A 17,911-nucleotide genomic window follows, 5' to 3' on the forward strand; every position below is an offset into this window, starting at 1 on the left:
CCAGAAAAGCATATCCGGGAGGTGTCTGGGGATTAAGTATCAAGACAAAGGAGCGTTTGGCGCCAAAGGCCGGAAGAGGCTTGCATTTTGGTGTTGTTGTCACTCTGAAAGAAATGAATGGAGTGAACCGAATTGACGATTTCATTAAGCTCTGCATGGTAAGAGGATGGCTGGTGAATGAAATTGATGTTCAAAATCAGATTGATATTTATAATAAAGCAGAAGAGGAGATTGTTTTTGAATAGTTTTTGATTCAATGAATCTTTGCCAGCCACTTATTTTGACCTTCATGTCTGGTCCACTGTCGGAACTGCCAAAGTTTAAATATGAATAAGGTTATGATAGAAAAAATCGAGAAATAGAATCTTCTATTTCCACAAGGTAGTGGTTTACCAGCCCTCAAGTACATTATATAATCATTTTAAATGGAATAGGGGGAAATGCATATGGCATATGATTTGGAAAAAGAAAAAAGAGAAGCAATCGCCGCAGGACATCGGGCTCTCAACAGCTTAAGGGCTGCACAGAGTGATTTGAACAGTGCAAAAAGTTGGGGCCTATGGGATATGTTTGGCGGAGGATTTTTTTCTACCATGATCAAGCGTTCCAAAATGGATGCTGCAAAACAAAATATGGATCAGGCAAAATACGAACTTCAGAATTTCAGCCGGGAATTGAGAGATGTAAGCATCTCTTATAATCTGGAGATGGAAACGGGTGATTTTCTTTCCTTTGCGGACTGGTTCTTTGACGGATTTATTGTAGACTGGATGGTTCAGGACAGGATCAACAATGCAGGAAGCCAGGTTGCGGAAGCCATTGGGCAGGTTGAAAATATCCTGAGACGGCTGCAAAGCTTTTAAGCGGCCGCTATTTTAATCGTTCTTTTTCCGCATTCAATAGCTCAATATTAATATTATTCTCGCTGGCGGTTTTATCCACCCACAGATTCAGCGAATCAACGGCAAGGGATACCTCATCCAGCTTTTTGCTGATAAATGCAAAGTCCTTGATCTCGTCATCCGTTATCTTTCCATCCCGGGCAATCTGGATAAGGCGGCCGGTTAAGGGATTGATTTCGTTTAAGCTGGCGATGGTTTCTAAAATGATATTGGATAACTCCGACACCTCAATTTCCGGAACATAGCGGGCTCCGATGGTACATTTGTGGGAACAGTAGTAATTGCACAGGTCCGGTCTTTTGTAGCAATCCGCCATTTGAACAATATCATAAGGCGTGGGCTCCTGCAGCTCGTATTCGATTTTTTCAATTCTGGAGGCAGAGATGCCGGCCATCTTCTCGCTGGCCTTTTCACGTGTCAGGCCCTGTTCTTCCCGGCAGAGCTGATAAATGTTTTTATTTTCCCGTACGGATTGTTTGCCCATAATAAATCACTTCCTCATTTCTCGAAGATTGAGAAATACACCAGGTTATATCTCTTTATCCGGCGTGTATTTTTCTCCTGTCATTTATTATACTGAAAACATGTGGAAACGGCAAGAATAAGTAATACAGAATGGGATGAGCGGATGGGTACGGAAAAACGGATGCAGCTAATTCGGATGCTTGAAAAAATGGAGCAGAATCCGGAGTTTAGCAAAAAAATAGGAATCAGAAATAAATCGGATTTCAAGCCGGAAAAGAGCTGAGAGCGTGACCGGAAGACTTATTTCATTTTAGTGAGCCAGCGGTGTGGGCTGGCAGATGGAGGTTAAAAATGTTAACACTGTTATTTGCAGTATGTATGATTTGGTTTTTTGGAAAATTATTTTTGTTTGGTCTTAAGGCGACTTGGGGAATAACAAAATTTTTGCTTACAATTGTGCTCCTGCCGTTTGTTTTAATTATAATGGCTGTCAGCGGAATGTTTTACATAGCTTTTTTCATATTGATTGTGGGCGGTATTATAGCAGGCATCAGTAAAAATTAGAGAATATTACAGGGAAGCCAGCTGGGATGTGATTTTGTTACGTTCGGGCTGGCATTCATATCTTCTGGGTGGAACGAGAAAACCGGAATTGCTGCTGTGTGGGAAATTGAGCAGCGGACAATTCAGGGTCAGGCCGCCGCTTAAGGCGGATAATACAAGACAGAATAAGGGGGAAACATGAGTCAGATACTGGATGAACATTTACAGAAAAATGAGAAAATAGAAAGAGCAATCGCAGATTTGCAGCAGGAGCCAACACAGGAGATGCTGGCACATGTGCTGACGGTTATTCGCCGCCGGATGAATGATGGAGGCCAGTTGGTTGTTGCGGTGGATGTGTCAAAAGGGAATGCTCAGATGAATGCACAGGCCATTAAAACAGAGGATGGAGGCGTCTGGTGGTCTGCCTTTACCAGCTTTGAGGAAGAAATGAGAGGAAACAGCCGTGTGATGTCTACTTTTTTGGGAAGTATGAAACAACTGTTTGAGATAGCCCTAAGGACCGATGGAATCAATGGTATCATCATCAATCCCTTTAATCGGACTATTATGCTGGATAAGGAATTAATAGGGATTATTCTGGGAGAGAACTGATTTGAAAGAACCGTATGGCATGGCAGATTTATCTGCATGGTTTAGGGTAAACATGGGTTTGCGAAAAAAGTTTTCGAAGCTTTTTAAGAGGAGAATGGTTCATATGCTATCAGGAATTATTGAAATTGATGTTCATGGAAAAAATGTTGAGGAAGCATTTAAGGAAATAAGAAAACAGTTGAACAGGGCAAATGCAAGTGTATATCGGATTCGGGTTATACATGGATATCACGGAGGTACCAGAATCCGTGATGGCATTCGGGAAGAATTTGGATATGAAAGGGAGCCGAAAATAAAACGCATTACAATGGGGGACAACCCTGGGATTACGGAGTTGGTATTGCGGGAGTTGTAAGGAAGAAGATACTTTAAGAATTGCGGTATTCTATTGGAGACATGTGGTAATACTCTTGAAATTTTTTGTAGAAAAATCCTTGATTTTCATAGCCGATTTCTCGAATGATTTCTAAAACCGGCATATTTGTATTTTTAAGAAAAAATCCGGCTTGGATCATGCGCTGGGTAATAAGAAGTTCTTTAAAAGATTTCCCTGTATGTTTTTTTACATAAGAACTCAGATAGTTAGGATGAAATCCAAAGATATCAGCGACGGAATTCAAGGTGGCCGTCAGATAATTGGATTCTATATATCGGAGAATCAGTAATAGCATCTCATTGTTATTGCTGTCATTTGGCTCTGCAAGAGGATGCTTTTGGTACATGCGCAGAAGCTGGGAAAACAATATGATCATATAGGCATCCATAATCTCATCACTACAGATTTTAGAATCATAATATTCACAGAGAAGCTGCTGGATAATGAAGTGGATATGAATATCAGGCTGTTTATGAAAAATCAGGTATTGATACTTGCCTTGCTTTTCACGAAGGGCATCAACGAGAAAACGGGAAACAAGCCCCTGCGTAGACAGTCTGGATAGAAAGTTTGATGTAAAAAAATCTTTTCGCATATCAATTGTAATAACGATATCTTCCTCAGAAAGAGGCCGGATTTCATGAATCGTGTTCCTATCCAGGATGCACACATCTCCTTTATGCAAGGTTATTTCTTCGTCGTTTATAAATTGCGTCATTTTTCCATTATATATATAAATAAGTTCTATGACAGAGTGAATATGTTTCGGCGTAGAAGTAAAACGCGACTGTTGACTAAGACAGATATTATGCTGATTCATAATAGAGTCAAACTTAAAGACGTACAATTCTTGGCCATCCAAAACTATTTTTTCAATACGTTTGTACCGGCTGCTTAAACGTTCCGGATATTCCCGATGATACAATTCCCTTGAAGATAGTTTTCTTAGTTTATTTTCTAATTGGCAGAGATTCATATGCATTCTCCTTTAATACTCACAAATTATATCTATAGCAGGCTTTTTCACACCAGACAAAAGAGAAAGATTAAAAGTATTATATTAATAAAAACTTTATGCGTCAAGCAAGCAATAAGAACGGATTAAGTTTGGTAAGTGATTATATTTTGTTCCGAAATTGTGGGCTATGACGATTTCTCATATGATGTAAATGTAAGAACCGGTTCACAAAAGATAACTAAGGAAAAAAAGGAAAGCAGGAAGGAGTAACAAAGATGGCGAAAGATATTTCAAAGTATGAATATGGCAAAATGTGCTCAGATATTTTGGAAGCAATTGGAGGAAGCCAGAACATTAAGACAGTTTTTCACTGCATAACCCGGTTACGAATTGTTCCGATCAGTACGGAACTGGTAAATATGGATAAATTAGATAGTGTGAGCGGTCTTTTGAAAGTTGTTGAGTCAAGTGGACAGATACAGTGTGTTGTGGGAACCGATGTTCCTGAAGTATATGCTGACTTCTTGGAAATTGCGGACATCCGTGAAGGAGAGGAGAATGCTTCGGAAATCGGTGACAGTGTAGCTGAGGAAAAGAAGCCAAATCTTATTACCCGGGGGCTTAATACTCTGGCTTCCTGTGTGACACCGGGTTTGTATGCGATTGTTGCAGGCGGAATGATCAAAGGTATTGTTTCACTGGTAACCGCCCTTGGTCTGATTGCGGCTGACTCAGATATAATTACGGTTCTGAATGCTGTAGGGGATGCTCCGTTTTATTTTATGCCGTTCATTATCGGATACGCAGCAGCAAAACGTTTTAAGGTTAAAGAAATATTTGGTATTATGACAGGTGGTATCTTGATGTATTCAACTTTCTTGTCGCCGGCAGAAGGTGTTAAAGGTTATAATTTCGGTTTATTTAATATTCCGGCTTATAATTATAAAGGTTCTATATTCCCGGTTGTTTTATCCGTATGGCTGTTTACAAACGCAGGTCCTGTGGCAGGTGCCCTGTTCTGCGGAATCATTCCGTTGACAATTATTTTTGGTGTAAAAGGATGGTCTGCGATTGAACTTCAGAATCTGGAAACATTAGGACATGATTTTATGCTGCCTAATTTCTTCTACTCCAATTTAGCTGTGTCTGGGGCGGTTATTGCATATGCTTTGAAGATGAAGCCTGGTGAGAGAAGGTCTGCTGCAATTTCTACTGGGATGGTAACTGTTCTTGCAATTGCAGAACCAGCTTTATACGGTATTACTTTACCCGAAAAGAAGCCATTATATGCGGCTATGGCAGGAGGCGCAATAGCTGGTGCATTAGCAATGATTTTGGGAGTTGTTACATATGCATTTTCTGCTCCGGGAATAACAAGTATTGCGACCTATATGGATGAGGGAAATAACTTTTTGCGGTTATTAGTAGTTATGGCAGTTGCGTGGTTATCTTCATTTATCATTTCATTTCTTTTAAATAAAAAAGAAGTCTGAGTAAAACATTAAAAAATAAAAACAGATCAAAGTATTTTAAAAAACAGGAGGTATGATTGCACGATTTACCACATATCCGGCAACATGTCATCCGGACGATGTATTACAGATGATTCTGGACGATCAATATTCTAATTGGTTTTATTTGGATGTATTAGCCAGAGGAGCATATCCTGCTTACATGAGAAGGTATTTTGAAAAAGAAAACATTCATATCAAAATGGAAGCGGTGGATGATGAAATCTTAAATAACAATACCATTGATTTTACAGCATTTTCCTATTATTTTTCACAGGTTTCTACTGTGAATCAGGGATGGGAAAAAACAAGCGGAAATTTGATCATGGCTAATAAAAATCCACATCTGGAATCAAGCGAGTGGGGATGGCAGAAAGATCCTGTAGGGCTTCGCATTACTTTAAATCAAGTCTATGATCGCTATCAATTGCCGATATTTATTGCCGAAAATGGGTTGGGAGCAAAAGATGTACTGGAGAATGATGGTAGTGTTCATGACTCCTATCGTATCGACTATATCAAAACACATGTTGAGCAAATGAAAGAAGCTATTCTTGACGGCGTAGATTTGATTGGATACACTATGTGGGGATTTATTGATATTGTATCCTGCGGTTCTATGGAAATGAGCAAACGATATGGAGTGATATATGTGGATCAGGATGATGAAGGAAAGGGGAGTAAAAAACGTTACAAAAAAGATTCCTTTTATTGGTACAAAAAATGTATTGAAAGTAATGGGGAGGATCTTGAATAACTGCGGATGATCCTCCAGGCCATTTACTTATTATTGGGCTTTTGCACCCGGTACTGACTGGGGCTTAAGCCTTTTTTCTTTTTAAAGAGCCTGGAGAAGTACAGAGTGTCCTCATAGCCTACAGAGTGGGAGATGATTGCTACGGGCAGATCTGTAGATTTCAGGAGGGAGCAGGCTTTCCGGATGCGCAGGTCTAAGAGGTATTCCTTAAGGGAGGAACCGGTAGCAGATTTGAACAGGCGGTGGAGATAAGAGCGGTTTAAACCCATGGAATCAGCCAGGCTTTGGACAGAGATCTTGTTGGAATAATTTGTCTCCAGGTAGGTGAGCGTTTCTTCCACATAGCTGATTTGCTTTTCCCCAGGAGTGTACTGTTCTCGGGGGAATTTGCTTGCAAGAAGAAACATGTATTCGTAGAGGATGCTGTTCATCATAAGATCCCGGTTGGCGTTCAAGTGGCTGGCTTCAAACATTTTTTCGTGACAGAGGCGGATGCGGTCATCGTGGCCATAGTGAAAGACCGGGGAAGACAGCAGAGAGGTGCGCTCTAAGTAACCTTTGATCTTGACACCCTGGAAGCCTATCCAGGTGTAGATCCAGGGATCTTTGCGGTCAGCTTCATAGTAGATAAGCTCATCGGGGCAGATGAGGAAGGCGTCGCCCTCTTTCAGATGGTACATGGTTTCTTTTGTTTTATAGTAGCCCTGGCCTCCCAGAATATAGTGGATGAGGTAGCCGCTGCGGATGATGGGGCCGTAGCTGTGGCCTGGGATGCAGGTTTCGTAGCCGCAGGTGTAGACGAAGGCGTCGAGGTTTTTGAAGTAGTCATTGGAGAAGAGGAAGTCTTTCATTTCGGGGGTCCTTTCTTTTTTAATGGGACGCTGCAGCCCTGGAAGAAAGCCTTGGCATCAAAGAGAACGGTTTTGTCACAAGGGTGCATGAGAAGGCAACATTTGTCCATGTTTTCTTTATTTTAATATAGTATAGTTAAAATAACAAGAGCAGATCATAATCTGCAGAGAAAGGGGAGTATATAATGGACGAAAAGAAGCGACAGAGATATCTTGCGATATCGGAAAAACTGACGGAACTGGTAGGAGGAAAAGACAACATTCAGGGCGTAGCCCACTGTGCCACCCGGCTTCGGATTGTTCTGGAGAACAATGATACGGCGGATCTGAAGGCGATTGAGAACCTGGATCTGGCGAAGGGGGTGTTTGTGGCCGGGGATCAGCTTCAGATTATTTTTGGAGCCGGACTGGTGAACGATGTGTATGAGGTGTTTACGGAGTACACGGGAAAGCAGAATATGAGCCTGAGTGATCTGAAGACGGAGGCGAATAAGAAGATGAATCCTCTACAGAGAATCATTAAGGCGCTTTCGGATGTGTTTATTGATATTATGCCGGGTATTCTTGCGGCGGCTCTTCTGACGGGACTTTCCGGTGTGCTTGCGAATGTGGATCTGGTGCAGAACAGTGAGACGTTGTTTGGTATCACAAGGTTGATTAATATTTCTTCTGGCGCTATTTTCGGGTTTCTTCCTCTGGCTGTGGCCTACAGCGCATGTAAGCGGTTTGGAGGACGGCCGATTCTTGGTATTGTGATGGGATGTATTATGCTGTCACCGAGCCTTGCGGATGCTTATGCGGCGGCACAGGGGACAGTGGAGGTTACTACGCTGCATCTTTTCGGACTGGGGGTAGACCTGGTCGGCTTTCAGGGCGGTATTATCGTGGCGCTTCTGATGGGTGTGGTTACGGCAAAGCTGGATCTCTTTTTTGAGAAAAAGGTGCCTGAGGTTATCCGGCTTCTGGTATCGCCGCTGCTTACGACTCTGGTCGGGGCGCTTTTGCTCTTTACGATTATCGGACCTCTCGGGAGAGGGCTTGCTTCCGGTATTACCGGTGCTCTGGTGTGGATGACGCAGAATCTGGGTGTGTTTGGCTATGCCCTGTTTTCCGGGGTTCAGCAGCTTGTGGTGATTACGGGACTTCATCACATCTTCGGAGCGATTGAAGCGCAGCTTCTAGCGGATACGGGAAGAAATATTCTCAATCCTCTGATGTCGGTAGCTATGACGGCCCAGGGCGGTGCGGTTCTCGGATATCTGCTTCGGAACCGGAAAGATGCAAAGACCCAGGAGCTTTGTATTCCCAGCTTTGTGTCTGTGCTTTTCGGAATTACGGAGCCGGCTCTGTTCGGCGTGAATGTGCGGTTTAAGTATCCTCTGATTGGCGGCTGCATCGGCGGCGCAATCGGCGGTGCGGTTGTTTACTTTACGAATCTGGCAGCCCTTGGTTTTGGAACAACGGTGGTTCCGGGAATCGCTCTGGCGGACCCGGCAGGTAATGGTTATGTAAACTATGTGATTGCCCATGTGATTGCTCTGGCAGCGGGCTTTGTGATGACTCTGGTTCTGAGCGGCTTTCAGAAGCAGGCTGCAGCTGTGGAAGGAAAGACGTCGGAGGTAAAGAATGTGGAAGAACCGGCTCCCGTAGTTCTGGCGGAGGCTGCGGATTATAAGGAGGGAACCTTCCTTGCTTATACGGCCGGAGAGATGATTGCCATGGAGGATGTGAAGGATGAGACCTTCCGCAATAAGGTACTTGGCGATGGCATTGCCATTCAGCCGGAGGAAGGTGCGGTTTATGCTCCGGTGAATGCTGCGGTAGCCAGTGTGTTTGAGACGAAGCACGCTATCTGCCTGGTGTCGGATGCCGGAGAGGAGATTCTGATTCACATTGGTGTGGATACGGTGAATCTTAAGGGTGAGCATTTTACCGTCTGTGTAAAGGATGGAGATCAAGTGAAGGCCGGACAGCTTTTGATTAAGTTTGACTTGAAAAAGATAGCCGAAAAGGGTTATGATACGGTTATCCCCATGATTTTTACGGACCCGGAACATCAGCCGGATATGAGCGGATGGGAGCTTCGGAAGGTCCGGCATGGAGAACGCCTGTAAGTACGGCTTTATAAGTCCGGCGTTCCCGAGGAGGCTGGCGGGCTTCGTCCGGTAAGGTGCACCCTTCGGGCACCCCATTAACGCATGCCCCTCCGGGGCTGGCGGACTTCGTCCGATAAGGTGTGGATTATCAGATTGGAAAGGGGTCAGATGGACAGATAAAAATGTCCGTCTGGCCCATTAAGAGAAATTGCAGAACTGGAATGGAGAATACAGCAATGGTAAAAAGTCCAATGAAAAAGGAAGCTTATCGAAAGCATTTTCAGGAAAGGAAAGAGTGGTATGACCGGGTGCAAAAAGACCCCATGCGGCTTCAGTATCATATTCAGCCGCCCATGGGATGGCTCAACGATCCCAACGGACTGTGCCAGAAGGACGGCATCTATCATATTTATTTTCAATATTGTCCCTTTTACCCGGAGCTTGGAAGCATTTTCTGGGGGCATATGACTACAAAAGATTTTATACATTACGACGAGCATGAGCCTGCAGTGTATCCGGATACCCAGTGGGATTGTAACGGACCCTACAGCGGCTCTGCTTACCAGGAAAACGAAACCATCTATTTCTTTTATACGGGAAATGTCCGCTATGAGGGCAGCTATAATTATGTGACGGACGGAAGAGAGCAGAACACAATTCTCGTTACCTCCAGGGATGGATTTACATTTTCCGAAAAACAGCTTTTGATGAAAAATGAGGACTATCCGGCGGATATGAGCAGGCATGTGCGCGATCCCCAGGTGTTCCGGGAAAATGACCGGTATTTTATGATTCAGGGGGCGCGCAGTGTGAAGGATGAGGGTTCGATTCTTCTGTTTGAGAGTGAGGATTTGATACACTGGTCTTATAAGCTGAGATTTCAGCCAGAGAAGCCCTTTGGGTATATGTGGGAGTGTCCCAATTATCTGAAAATCGGGGATCGCAGATTTCTCTTTACCTGTCCTCAGGGCGTGCCCAGAGACGGCTTTGAGTTTGCCAATGTGTATCAGTGCGGCTGGTTTTCCCTGGATTATGATTTTAAGGGAGAAAATTACGTGCTTGGAGCTTTCCATTCTCTGGACAGGGGCTTTGATTTCTATGCGCCTCAGGTATTTCAGGATGAGGCCGGACGGTGGATTCTGTTCGGCTGGATGGCTGTGCCGGACGCCGGGTATGAGGAGCCGACCCTTGCCAGAGGATGGATTCATGCGCTGACGATTCCGCGGGAGCTTTATGTGAATGATGCAGGCCTGTTGTGCCAGAGGCCCCTAAAGGAGCTTAAGAGACTTAGAAAGGAGAAAGCTTCTGGAAAGCTTTCGGAGGGTCTTAAGCGGTGGACATCACCCTGCTTTGAGCTGAAGTTTCTTATGGAAGAGGGAGCAGAAGACTTTGAACTGCATCTTCGGGAATCTGTGGTACTGGCTTATAAAGACAGGGTGCTGAAGCTCGATATGACGGGATGTGGAAGTGGAAGAACGGTGCGCAGATTAAAGACAGAGAAACTTTGGAAGCTTCAGATTTTTTCAGATACTTCCAGTCTGGAGATCTTTGTCAATGACGGAGCGGACGTATTTACCAGCCGTATCTACGATTCGATGGAGAACCTGCAGATTCGGATGGCGGAAGGGAAAATACAGGGAACCTGGGAGTACTATTCCCTTTGATTAGAAAATGAATTTCGTATAGCGTTTAAGAAATGATTTGCGGTTGTCCGCGATTTATAGAGGAGAAAGACGAAAGACTGTTCGGAAAATGTTATCCGGGACAGTCTTTTGCTATTGCAGGCAGAGGGGAAGAATAAAAGCATATTGTTTATGGAATCAAATATTGCACGGAAAATCTTTTCTTTCCTTTTTTCTTATAGTATAATAGTAACAACGATTCAGCAGCCTTGTATGTCAATTGAACAGAGACGAAAAATACTTATGTAAACAAAATGCCGGACAGATGATCCTGACAAAGAAGGGATGTGATAATATGCCAATGTTGAAGGATGACCATCGGAAACAGGAAAAAATGAATGGTGTAATTTATGATATGTCACCGTCTGCAGGTTATAAGCATGGGATTATTAATAATAACATCAATACAATTATAAAGACAGGCTTAAAAGACAGTCTTTGTCTTGTATTTATGGAAAATCTTGATTTCCAATATCATCCGGAAGAAAACGACGACTATGTGATTCCGGATGTTATGATTATCTGTGACAGAAAGCATCTGAAAGGCGGAACCTACAGCGGAGTCCCCAAATTTATCGTGGAGACCTTAAGCCCGTCAACAGCCCTTAGAGATAAAACAGACAAAATGCGTGCATACGAGAAAGCGGGTGTAAAGGAATACTGGATCGTATCCCCACAGGGAAAATCTGTTGAGATTTATTATCTGACAGAAGGCAGATATATACTGACCTATCATTATATTCTTGAGGATGATCCGGCGGAAGAGCACTATAATGCAAAGACCGAGATTGCGCTGACCGGATTTCCGCAGATTACTATGAAGCTCGAAGATATCTTTGAAGGAATGGAACCATAATCACCCAGTATTAAGACTCAGTTTAAGACAGGAGAACAAGCTATGAGCATCACAGGAACACAGACCAGTATTTATAACGGATTAACCTTTGGCCCATATCTCAAAAAAAGCGTGGATGAAAGCCGTTCAGACACAACGGAAAGGAGCTTTCAAAACCTGCTCAGGCAAGGCGGCCAAGATAAGCAGGACCTCGCAGGCGAAGAAGCAGAATCCACAGTCCAGGCCGAAGTAGAAGAAGCAAAAAAGCTGCTAAAAAACTACCAGACTGTCTTGGTAAAAGAGATCCTCTACGGCACCTCCAACGCCCAATACCAGGAAGAAAAGAAGCGGAACAAAAAATACCAGCTCTTCAAGTCCGACAACGGTGTCTTCGGCGACAAAACCCTGGAAGAAATGGTAAACCCAACCGACAATCCAAAAGCCACCTGGAACAGCGCCCAGTCCAAAAAGCTGACAAAAGATCAGCTTCGTTATTTAAAAGAAAACTACAATATAACAGACATATCAAACGAAGACTTCTGCGGAATTCTCATGGAGCTGGTCGATATGCAGGTTCTTTCCCGCGAAGAAGCCGAAAAATACCTGCTGCGTGACGTTCCGGCCGAAGTCGCCCAGACAGGATACAGAGTTACAAGCCAGAAAGCCGCCGAAAAAGAAGCAGAACTCGAAAGAATGCAGAACAGCCAGATTTTGCAGGAGCTCCTGCAGCAGCTCTTAGAAAACAAAGAAGACTTAAAAACTGTTTACCCAACAACGTAAATGGGTCTGGAGCAAGATAAGCCCGGAGGCTTTTCCGATATCAGGTGTCCGGCTGTTCGCGAACGCTCTGTCTGCTCTGAGCGGACAAAGGTAATGTCCGTTCAGAGCAGACAGAGTGTACGTGAACCGTCCGAACACGGATATGGAAAAGTCTCCGGGCTTATCTTGCTCCGGACCCGGCATAACCTAAAGAATCCCCAAAACCTCATTCAAATCCCGAATCTCAAAATCCACCCGTGCCTCCGTATCATTCACAACCCCATCCGGATTATACCAGCAAGTCCGAATCCCGGCATAAGTCCCCCCTAAGATATCACTCGTCAGCGAATCTCCTACAATCAGTACCCGGTTGCGATCCACATCCCCAATCTTCGCAAAAACACAATCAAAAAACTCCTTCGCCGGCTTCTCAAACCCAATCTCCTCCGACAAAAACACCCCATCCATCAGCATATCAAACCCAGAATTTTGAAGCTTCTTTGTCTGCGCCGTCACAGTCCCGTTGGACACCACATACTGTCGAAGCTTCCCGGCCAGAGAAGCCGCCAGCTCCTTGCTGTGATCACAAAACACAACCGTATCCCCGAGGCGCACCTGATAAGCTTCATTAAACCGTTCGCTTAAAGACGGATCAATCCCTTCTGCGGAAAAAAATTCCTCAAACCGTCCAATCAGAATCTGCTGCTTTGTCATTTCCCTGCGTTCCAGCCGGTTCCAATATTTCCGGTTAATAACCGAATACCGCCGAAGCATCTCATCTGAACACTCTCCCAATCCGAATTCCAGAAAGAGAGAACGGATAGCCGCCTTCTCCGCTTCCAAAAAGTTAAGCAGCGTTCCGTCCACATCCCATAAAATAACATCAAAGTTTTTCATAGCTTTTTTCTCCTACTATTTTAAGTCGCTGCGCAACAGCACTAAAGGGTAAAGCTGCTCCCTGCGGGCCTCCTGCTTTATAGAGTCCTGCCGCAAGGACAGAAAAAACCGTAAAAAACGGAAACTCCATAACAAAGAGTTTCCGTTTTTTAAGTGGACCTGAGGGGAATCGAACCCCTGTCCGAAAGCCTGTTCCCTGTTCTTCTACTATCATAGTCAGTTCTTTGACATTCCCTCCGCCGGCCGGGAACTAACACCCTGACGGTTTCAGTAGCTTCATAATACGCCCATGCGCGCAAAGCTTAACGCAAGTCGTTTCCTGCATAGTCGATGCCGGGTTCTTAAAGTGCAGGTGCTCTAAGGCCGACAGCTGCCATTAGGCAGCGTATGCTAAATTGTCTTCAGCGTTTATATTTAGATTTGCGATTTGACGCATCGCCTGCGGATAGCTTCACCAGCTGCGAGACCCCCGTCGAAACCAGTACAAGCCCCTGTAGGGTAAGTCTGTTTTTATAGTATATCCCAAATGCATCCCCTTTGCAACTGTTTTTTTACATTTCCCCCTGTTTTGTAAATTGTATTTGCCTGGGGATTTGCTAAAATTTAAATCAGTTCACAAAGTAAACAGCAACAGCAGAGGTATCAAATGACTGGAGTAATCAAAGGAACGGGGGCAAGTGTGCCTTCCCGGATCCTGGAAAACAAAGAGCTGGAAAACCTGGTGGAAACAAGCGGCGCATGGATACAGGAGAGAACCGGCATTGAAAGGCGGCACATCGCCGTCAGGGAAACAACGGTCTCCATGGCTGCGGAGGCTGCGGCAGAGGCATTGAAAGAGGCAGAGCTTCAGCCGGAGCAGATTGACATGATCCTGGTATCCACCATGTCCCCGGAAGAAATCATGCCATGTACGGCCTGCCAGGTACAAAGAGAAATCAAAGCTTCCCGGGCGGTATGCTTTGACCTAAGCGCCGCCTGCAGCGGATTTGTCATGGCATATGTCACCGCATGCGCTTACATAGAAGCCGGCATTTTTCAAAACATCCTTGTGATAGGAAGCGAGTGCCTGTCGGATGTCACCGACTGGAGCGACAGGGGAACCTGCATCCTCTTCGGAGACGGAGCCGGCGCCGTAGTCCTTACGGCGGCAGAGGAGCCGGGATACCTTCCGTCCATTTATTCCGACGGAAGCAAGGGAGAGGCGCTGACCTTAAAAAGCCGGCAGAACCACAATCCCTTTGGAAAGGAAGCGCCCGGAGAGAGCCAGGGAACGTCCTATTATATTGAAATGGACGGCCAGGCCATCTTTAAATTCGCAGTCAGAAGCATCCCCCAGGCCATTGAGGAGGTACTTCAGAAGAATCATTTGCACAAAGGAGACATCCAGTATTACGTGCTCCATCAGGCAAATGAGCGCATTGTGGAGGCAGTGGCAAAGCGGCTTGGAGAGCCGGCCTATAAATTTCCCATGAATATGAAGGAATACGGCAATACCTCCTCAGCAAGCATCCCCCTTCTCCTTCACGAAATGAAGGAAAAGAACATGCTCAAGAGCGGCGATCGTCTGGTGCTTGCCGGATTCGGCGGCGGCCTCACCTGGGGAACCGCAATTATTACATGGAAGTAACCCTGAAATGTCCCAAGAGCCCGGAACCCTGCCTGCATGTCAACCCGGCAGTGGGAGGGCCGTTAAGCTTAAGGCATAAGGGCTTCAATATAATAACAAAGAAAACAGTACTGCAAAAGTATTGCAAAACGGAAAAGGAGAAAAAATCATGTTTGAAGAAATTAAGACAATCGTAGCTGATAATCTGGGAGTAGATGAGGACAGCATCACCATGGAGACCTCCTTCAAGGAGGATTTGAATGCAGATTCCCTGGATCTGTTTGAAATGGTTATGGCGTTGGAAGAAAATTACGGCGTGGAAATTCCCTCCGAGGATTTGGAGCAGCTTTTAACAGTAGCCGATGTCATCAATTATATTGAAAGCCACAAATAAGGAAACACGGGCCCTATGGGCAGCGGCAAGAAATGAGTCAAAGAGTAAATTGTGACAAAAAAAGAGGTAAAACAATGCGGACAGAATTAGCAAAATTACTTGGTATTCAATATCCGGTTATTCAGGGAGGAATGGCCTGGGTAGCAGAATATCATCTGGCGGCGGCCGTGTCGGAGGCAGGCGGCCTGGGAATCATCGGAGCAGCCAATGCACCGGCAGAATGGGTCAGAGAGCAGATTCACAAGACAAGAGAGCTGACAGAAAAGCCCTTCGGCGTTAACGTAATGCTTATGAGCCCTTACGCAGAGCAGGTAGCGCAGGTTGTTGCCGAGGAAGAAGTCCCGGTTGTAACCACCGGCGCAGGCAGCCCTGAAAAATACATGGAGCTCTGGAAAAGCAAAAGCATCAAGGTAATTCCCGTGGTGGCCTCCGTAGCTCTGGCAAAGAGAATGGAGCGCTGCGGAGCCGACGCACTGGTGGCTGAAGGATGTGAATCCGGCGGCCATATCGGAGAGAGCACCACAATGACCCTGGTTCCTCAGGTAGTGGACGCGGCAGGGGTGCCTGTCATAGCTGCGGGAGGAATTGCCGACGGAAGAGGCATTGCGGCAGCATTTATGCTGGGGGCCAGCGGCGTACAGATGGGAACCCGGTTTGTGGCAACCAAAGAATGCCAGGTACATGAGAATTACAAGGAAAAGATTATCAAGGCCAAGGACATAGACACCAGAGTGACAGGAAGAAGCACCGGCCATCCCGTGCGCACCCTTCGAAATGATATGACGAAGAAATATCTGGAGCTTGAGAGCAAAGGGGCCACTTTGGAGGAGCTTGAGTACCTTACCCTGGGGGCTTTGCGAAAAGCCGTTCAGGAAGGCGATATGAAAAACGGAAGCGTTATGTCAGGCCAGATTGCCGGTCTTGTCAAGGAAGAGCTGACCTGTAAGGAGCTGATGGAGCGCCTGGTAAAAGAGACAGACGAGATTCTGACGGGAGCAAAGAATTATGCGTAAGCTGGCATTTATCTATCCGGGCCAGGGAGCACAGAAAGCCGGTATGGGAGCTGACTTTTATGAGAACAGCCCTGCGGCAGGAAGGCTTTTTGACGAGGCCTGCGAGGCTCTGGATTTTGATTTGAAAGAAATCTGTTTTAAAGAAAACGAAAAGCTCAATGAAACCCAGTACACCCAGCCGGCCATGGTAACCACATGTCTTGCCATGACCCGTGTACTGACGGAACGGGGCGTCCGTCCGGATATGACGGCAGGCTTAAGCCTGGGCGAATATGCGGCAGTCGCCGCAGCCGGCGGCCTAAAAGAGCTGGATGCCATTCTTCTGGTGCGGAAGCGCGGGCTCCTTATGGAGCATGCCGTGCCTGCCGGGGAAGGCGCCATGTGCGCTGTGCTGGGAATGACAGGGGAAGCGCTGGAAAGGGAGCTCAAGGGCATGGCGGACGTAACCATTGCCAATTACAATTGTCCCGGACAGATGGTCATTACCGGAAAGACAGAGGCAGTCCGGGCTGCTGCAGAGCATTTAAAGGCAGTGGGAGCTAAGCGGACGATTCCCTTAAACGTCAGCGGGCCTTTCCACTCCCCCTTCTTACAGACAGCAGGGGAGGAGCTTCGAAAGGAAATTGAAAAGACAAAGCTTCATCCCTTAAGAATCCCCTATGTGGCCAACGTCACGGCAGAAAAGGTGGAGCGCCGGGAAGAAATCGCCGATCTTTTGTCAAAGGGCGTATCCTCGCCTGTAAAATGGCAGCAGACCATGGAATACATGATTGCTGAGGGTGTGAACACTTTTGTGGAGATCGGGCCGGGCAGAACCCTCTCGGGCTTTTTAAAGAAAATCAATACGGAAGTATCCGTGTATCATATCTCCTCCTGGGAGGACGTAGAAAGGGCGGCAGGTGAATTATGCTAGAAGGAAAGACAGCCATTGTGACAGGGGCTTCCCGGGGAATCGGAAGAGCAATTGCCCTGGAGCTTGGGAAAAAGGGCACTTATGTAGTGGTAAATTATAACGGCTCCAGCGAGGCGGCCCAGGAGACGGCAGACGCCATCCAGGCAGCCGGAGGGCAGGCGGAAACATACCAGTGTAACGTGGCTGATTACGAAGCATGTGAAAAGCTGATAAACGATGTGATTGGCAGACGGGGAAGAATCGACATTCTGGTGAACAATGCCGGAATTACAAGGGATAACCTGCTGATGCGGATGTCAGAGGAGGACTTTGACGCCGTGCTCAGCACCAACTTAAAGGGCGCCTTCCACACCATGCGCCTTGTGTCCCGTTACATGCTCAAGCAGAGAAGCGGCCGGATCATCAATATGGCCTCTGTGGTAGGCGTGGCAGGAAATGCGGGCCAGGCCAACTATGCCGCATCCAAGGCAGGCGTAATCGGCATGACAAAATCAGCGGCAAAGGAGCTGGCAAGCCGGGGCATTACGGTGAATGCAGTAGCGCCCGGCTTTATTGAAACAGATATGACAGGAAAGCTTGGCAGCAAGGTGCGTGAGCAGGCCGCTGCGCAGATTCCCATGGGGGGCTTTGGAAAGCCGGAGGACGTGGCGAAGGCCGTGGGCTTCCTGGCATCCGACGACGCCGGCTACATTACCGGCCAGGTGCTCCACGTAGACGGCGGCATGGTGATGTGAGTGA

At 46.2% G+C, this 17,911-nt stretch carries 20 protein-coding genes and 1 other RNA gene; 16 read left to right on the plus strand and 5 right to left on the minus strand.

All coding sequences use genetic code 11. The annotated features are described in order from the left end of the window. Positions 1 to 56: 56 nt before the first annotated feature. Both VV089_RS01845 and VV089_RS01850 read left to right on the plus strand, forming a co-directional pair. Positions 57 to 245 (plus strand): hypothetical protein, encoded by a 189-nt coding sequence (locus tag VV089_RS01845; RefSeq protein ID WP_334334761.1) that lies wholly within the window; start codon positions 57 to 59, stop codon positions 243 to 245. Between the two features lie 201 nt (positions 246 to 446). Further along, a complete protein-coding gene (locus tag VV089_RS01850; RefSeq protein ID WP_172540266.1) occupies positions 447 to 863 on the plus strand; it encodes a hypothetical protein in 417 nt (138 codons plus the stop codon). Positions 864 to 870: 7 nt separating this feature from the next. On the opposite strand, the gene VV089_RS01855 is transcribed toward VV089_RS01850, so the two are convergent. Further along, entirely contained in the window at positions 871 to 1,386 is a 516-nt protein-coding gene (locus tag VV089_RS01855) for a helix-turn-helix domain-containing protein (protein ID WP_334334762.1), read from the minus strand. Between the two features lie 332 nt (positions 1,387 to 1,718). Here VV089_RS01855 and VV089_RS01860 point away from each other — a divergent pair, with 332 nt between their 5' ends. From VV089_RS01860 to VV089_RS01870, 3 genes are all read left to right on the plus strand, one after another. Continuing rightward, on the plus strand, positions 1,719 to 1,931 hold the full coding sequence (locus VV089_RS01860; protein WP_172540268.1) for a hypothetical protein: 213 nt from the start codon (positions 1,719 to 1,721) through the stop codon (positions 1,929 to 1,931). A 177-nt stretch (positions 1,932 to 2,108) separates the two neighbouring features. After that, entirely contained in the window at positions 2,109 to 2,525 is a 417-nt protein-coding gene (locus tag VV089_RS01865) for an SseB family protein (protein WP_172540269.1), read from the plus strand. A 1-nt stretch (position 2,526) separates the two neighbouring features. Beyond that, positions 2,527 to 2,880 carry a Smr/MutS family protein gene (locus VV089_RS01870; protein ID WP_334334763.1) on the plus strand — a complete coding sequence of 118 codons (354 nt, stop codon included), beginning with the start codon at positions 2,527 to 2,529 and terminating at the stop codon, positions 2,878 to 2,880. Between the two features lie 13 nt (positions 2,881 to 2,893). On the opposite strand, the gene VV089_RS01875 is transcribed toward VV089_RS01870, so the two are convergent. After that, positions 2,894 to 3,877, minus strand: coding sequence for an AraC family transcriptional regulator (locus VV089_RS01875; protein WP_172540270.1), 984 nt, complete (start codon positions 3,875 to 3,877; stop codon positions 2,894 to 2,896). Between the two features lie 257 nt (positions 3,878 to 4,134). Here VV089_RS01875 and VV089_RS01880 point away from each other — a divergent pair, with 257 nt between their 5' ends. Then, entirely contained in the window at positions 4,135 to 5,352 is a 1,218-nt protein-coding gene (locus tag VV089_RS01880; protein WP_334334764.1) for a PTS transporter subunit EIIB, read from the plus strand. Positions 5,353 to 5,404: 52 nt separating this feature from the next. Further along, positions 5,405 to 6,127, plus strand: a complete 723-nt coding sequence (locus VV089_RS01885; protein WP_334334765.1) for a glycoside hydrolase family 1 protein — start codon at positions 5,405 to 5,407, stop codon at positions 6,125 to 6,127. A 23-nt stretch (positions 6,128 to 6,150) separates the two neighbouring features. Here VV089_RS01885 and VV089_RS01890 read toward each other — a convergent pair whose 3' ends face one another. After that, positions 6,151 to 6,978 (minus strand): AraC family transcriptional regulator, encoded by an 828-nt coding sequence (locus VV089_RS01890; RefSeq protein WP_172540272.1) that lies wholly within the window; start codon positions 6,976 to 6,978, stop codon positions 6,151 to 6,153. Between the two features lie 185 nt (positions 6,979 to 7,163). On the opposite strand from VV089_RS01890, the gene VV089_RS01895 reads away from it, so the two are divergent. From VV089_RS01895 to VV089_RS01910, 4 genes are all read left to right on the plus strand, one after another. After that, on the plus strand, positions 7,164 to 9,092 hold the full coding sequence (locus VV089_RS01895) for a PTS beta-glucoside transporter subunit IIBCA (protein WP_334334766.1): 1,929 nt from the start codon (positions 7,164 to 7,166) through the stop codon (positions 9,090 to 9,092). A 218-nt stretch (positions 9,093 to 9,310) separates the two neighbouring features. Next, a complete protein-coding gene (locus VV089_RS01900) occupies positions 9,311 to 10,738 on the plus strand; it encodes a glycoside hydrolase family 32 protein (RefSeq protein WP_334334767.1) in 1,428 nt (475 codons plus the stop codon). Between the two features lie 313 nt (positions 10,739 to 11,051). After that, positions 11,052 to 11,612, plus strand: coding sequence for a Uma2 family endonuclease (locus VV089_RS01905; RefSeq protein WP_334334768.1), 561 nt, complete (start codon positions 11,052 to 11,054; stop codon positions 11,610 to 11,612). Between the two features lie 42 nt (positions 11,613 to 11,654). After that, positions 11,655 to 12,371: a hypothetical protein gene (locus tag VV089_RS01910; RefSeq protein WP_334334769.1), complete on the plus strand. Its 717-nt coding sequence runs from the start codon at positions 11,655 to 11,657 to the stop codon at positions 12,369 to 12,371. 186 nt (positions 12,372 to 12,557) lie between these two features. Here VV089_RS01910 and VV089_RS01915 read toward each other — a convergent pair whose 3' ends face one another. Then, a complete protein-coding gene (locus VV089_RS01915; RefSeq protein WP_334334770.1) occupies positions 12,558 to 13,247 on the minus strand; it encodes a YjjG family noncanonical pyrimidine nucleotidase in 690 nt (229 codons plus the stop codon). 151 nt (positions 13,248 to 13,398) lie between these two features. Then, positions 13,399 to 13,738, minus strand: a transfer-messenger RNA (tmRNA) gene (gene ssrA / locus VV089_RS01920). A 155-nt stretch (positions 13,739 to 13,893) separates the two neighbouring features. Here ssrA and VV089_RS01925 point away from each other — a divergent pair. From VV089_RS01925 to fabG, 5 genes are all read left to right on the plus strand, one after another. Next, the gene (locus VV089_RS01925) at positions 13,894 to 14,874 is read left to right on the plus strand and encodes a beta-ketoacyl-ACP synthase III (RefSeq protein WP_334334771.1); all 981 of its coding nucleotides are present in this window, start codon (positions 13,894 to 13,896) and stop codon (positions 14,872 to 14,874) included. Positions 14,875 to 15,022: 148 nt separating this feature from the next. After that, entirely contained in the window at positions 15,023 to 15,247 is a 225-nt protein-coding gene (acpP, locus tag VV089_RS01930) for an acyl carrier protein (RefSeq protein WP_334334772.1), read from the plus strand. Positions 15,248 to 15,321: 74 nt separating this feature from the next. Continuing rightward, complete coding sequence (gene fabK, locus VV089_RS01935; RefSeq protein ID WP_334334773.1) at positions 15,322 to 16,260, plus strand: enoyl-[acyl-carrier-protein] reductase FabK; 939 nt, start codon at positions 15,322 to 15,324, stop codon at positions 16,258 to 16,260. Continuing rightward, complete coding sequence (gene fabD, locus VV089_RS01940; RefSeq protein ID WP_334334774.1) at positions 16,253 to 17,173, plus strand: ACP S-malonyltransferase; 921 nt, start codon at positions 16,253 to 16,255, stop codon at positions 17,171 to 17,173. Before fabK ends, fabD begins: the two co-directional genes overlap by 8 nt. Continuing rightward, positions 17,167 to 17,907, plus strand: a complete 741-nt coding sequence (gene fabG / locus VV089_RS01945) for a 3-oxoacyl-[acyl-carrier-protein] reductase (RefSeq protein WP_334334775.1) — start codon at positions 17,167 to 17,169, stop codon at positions 17,905 to 17,907. The genes fabD and fabG overlap by 7 nt, the downstream gene beginning before the upstream one ends. Positions 17,908 to 17,911 lie beyond the last annotated feature (4 nt).

Source organism: Candidatus Merdisoma sp. JLR.KK011 (assembly GCF_036941125.1).
Taxonomy (GTDB): domain Bacteria; phylum Bacillota; class Clostridia; order Lachnospirales; family Lachnospiraceae; genus Laedolimicola.

Excerpts from the sequence above, each read along its gene's own strand:
- acpP (WP_334334772.1), top strand. The coding sequence starts at position 15,023 with ATGTTTGAAGAAATTAAGACAATCGTAGCTGATAATCTGGGAGTAGAT.
- VV089_RS01880 (WP_334334764.1), top strand. The coding sequence starts at position 4,135 with ATGGCGAAAGATATTTCAAAGTATGAATATGGCAAAATGTGCTCAGAT.
- VV089_RS01915 (WP_334334770.1), bottom strand. The coding sequence starts at position 13,247 with ATGAAAAACTTTGATGTTATTTTATGGGATGTGGACGGAACGCTGCTT.
- VV089_RS01900 (WP_334334767.1), top strand. The coding sequence starts at position 9,311 with ATGGTAAAAAGTCCAATGAAAAAGGAAGCTTATCGAAAGCATTTTCAG.
- VV089_RS01875 (WP_172540270.1), bottom strand. The coding sequence starts at position 3,877 with ATGAATCTCTGCCAATTAGAAAATAAACTAAGAAAACTATCTTCAAGG.
- VV089_RS01925 (WP_334334771.1), top strand. The coding sequence starts at position 13,894 with ATGACTGGAGTAATCAAAGGAACGGGGGCAAGTGTGCCTTCCCGGATC.
- VV089_RS01895 (WP_334334766.1), top strand. The coding sequence starts at position 7,164 with ATGGACGAAAAGAAGCGACAGAGATATCTTGCGATATCGGAAAAACTG.
- fabK (WP_334334773.1), top strand. The coding sequence starts at position 15,322 with ATGCGGACAGAATTAGCAAAATTACTTGGTATTCAATATCCGGTTATT.
- VV089_RS01890 (WP_172540272.1), bottom strand. The coding sequence starts at position 6,978 with ATGAAAGACTTCCTCTTCTCCAATGACTACTTCAAAAACCTCGACGCC.
- VV089_RS01855 (WP_334334762.1), bottom strand. The coding sequence starts at position 1,386 with ATGGGCAAACAATCCGTACGGGAAAATAAAAACATTTATCAGCTCTGC.
- VV089_RS01850 (WP_172540266.1), top strand. The coding sequence starts at position 447 with ATGGCATATGATTTGGAAAAAGAAAAAAGAGAAGCAATCGCCGCAGGA.
- VV089_RS01865 (WP_172540269.1), top strand. The coding sequence starts at position 2,109 with ATGAGTCAGATACTGGATGAACATTTACAGAAAAATGAGAAAATAGAA.
- fabD (WP_334334774.1), top strand. The coding sequence starts at position 16,253 with ATGCGTAAGCTGGCATTTATCTATCCGGGCCAGGGAGCACAGAAAGCC.
- VV089_RS01910 (WP_334334769.1), top strand. The coding sequence starts at position 11,655 with ATGAGCATCACAGGAACACAGACCAGTATTTATAACGGATTAACCTTT.
- VV089_RS01885 (WP_334334765.1), top strand. The coding sequence starts at position 5,405 with ATGATTGCACGATTTACCACATATCCGGCAACATGTCATCCGGACGAT.
- VV089_RS01860 (WP_172540268.1), top strand. The coding sequence starts at position 1,719 with ATGTTAACACTGTTATTTGCAGTATGTATGATTTGGTTTTTTGGAAAA.
- fabG (WP_334334775.1), top strand. The coding sequence starts at position 17,167 with ATGCTAGAAGGAAAGACAGCCATTGTGACAGGGGCTTCCCGGGGAATC.
- VV089_RS01905 (WP_334334768.1), top strand. The coding sequence starts at position 11,052 with ATGCCAATGTTGAAGGATGACCATCGGAAACAGGAAAAAATGAATGGT.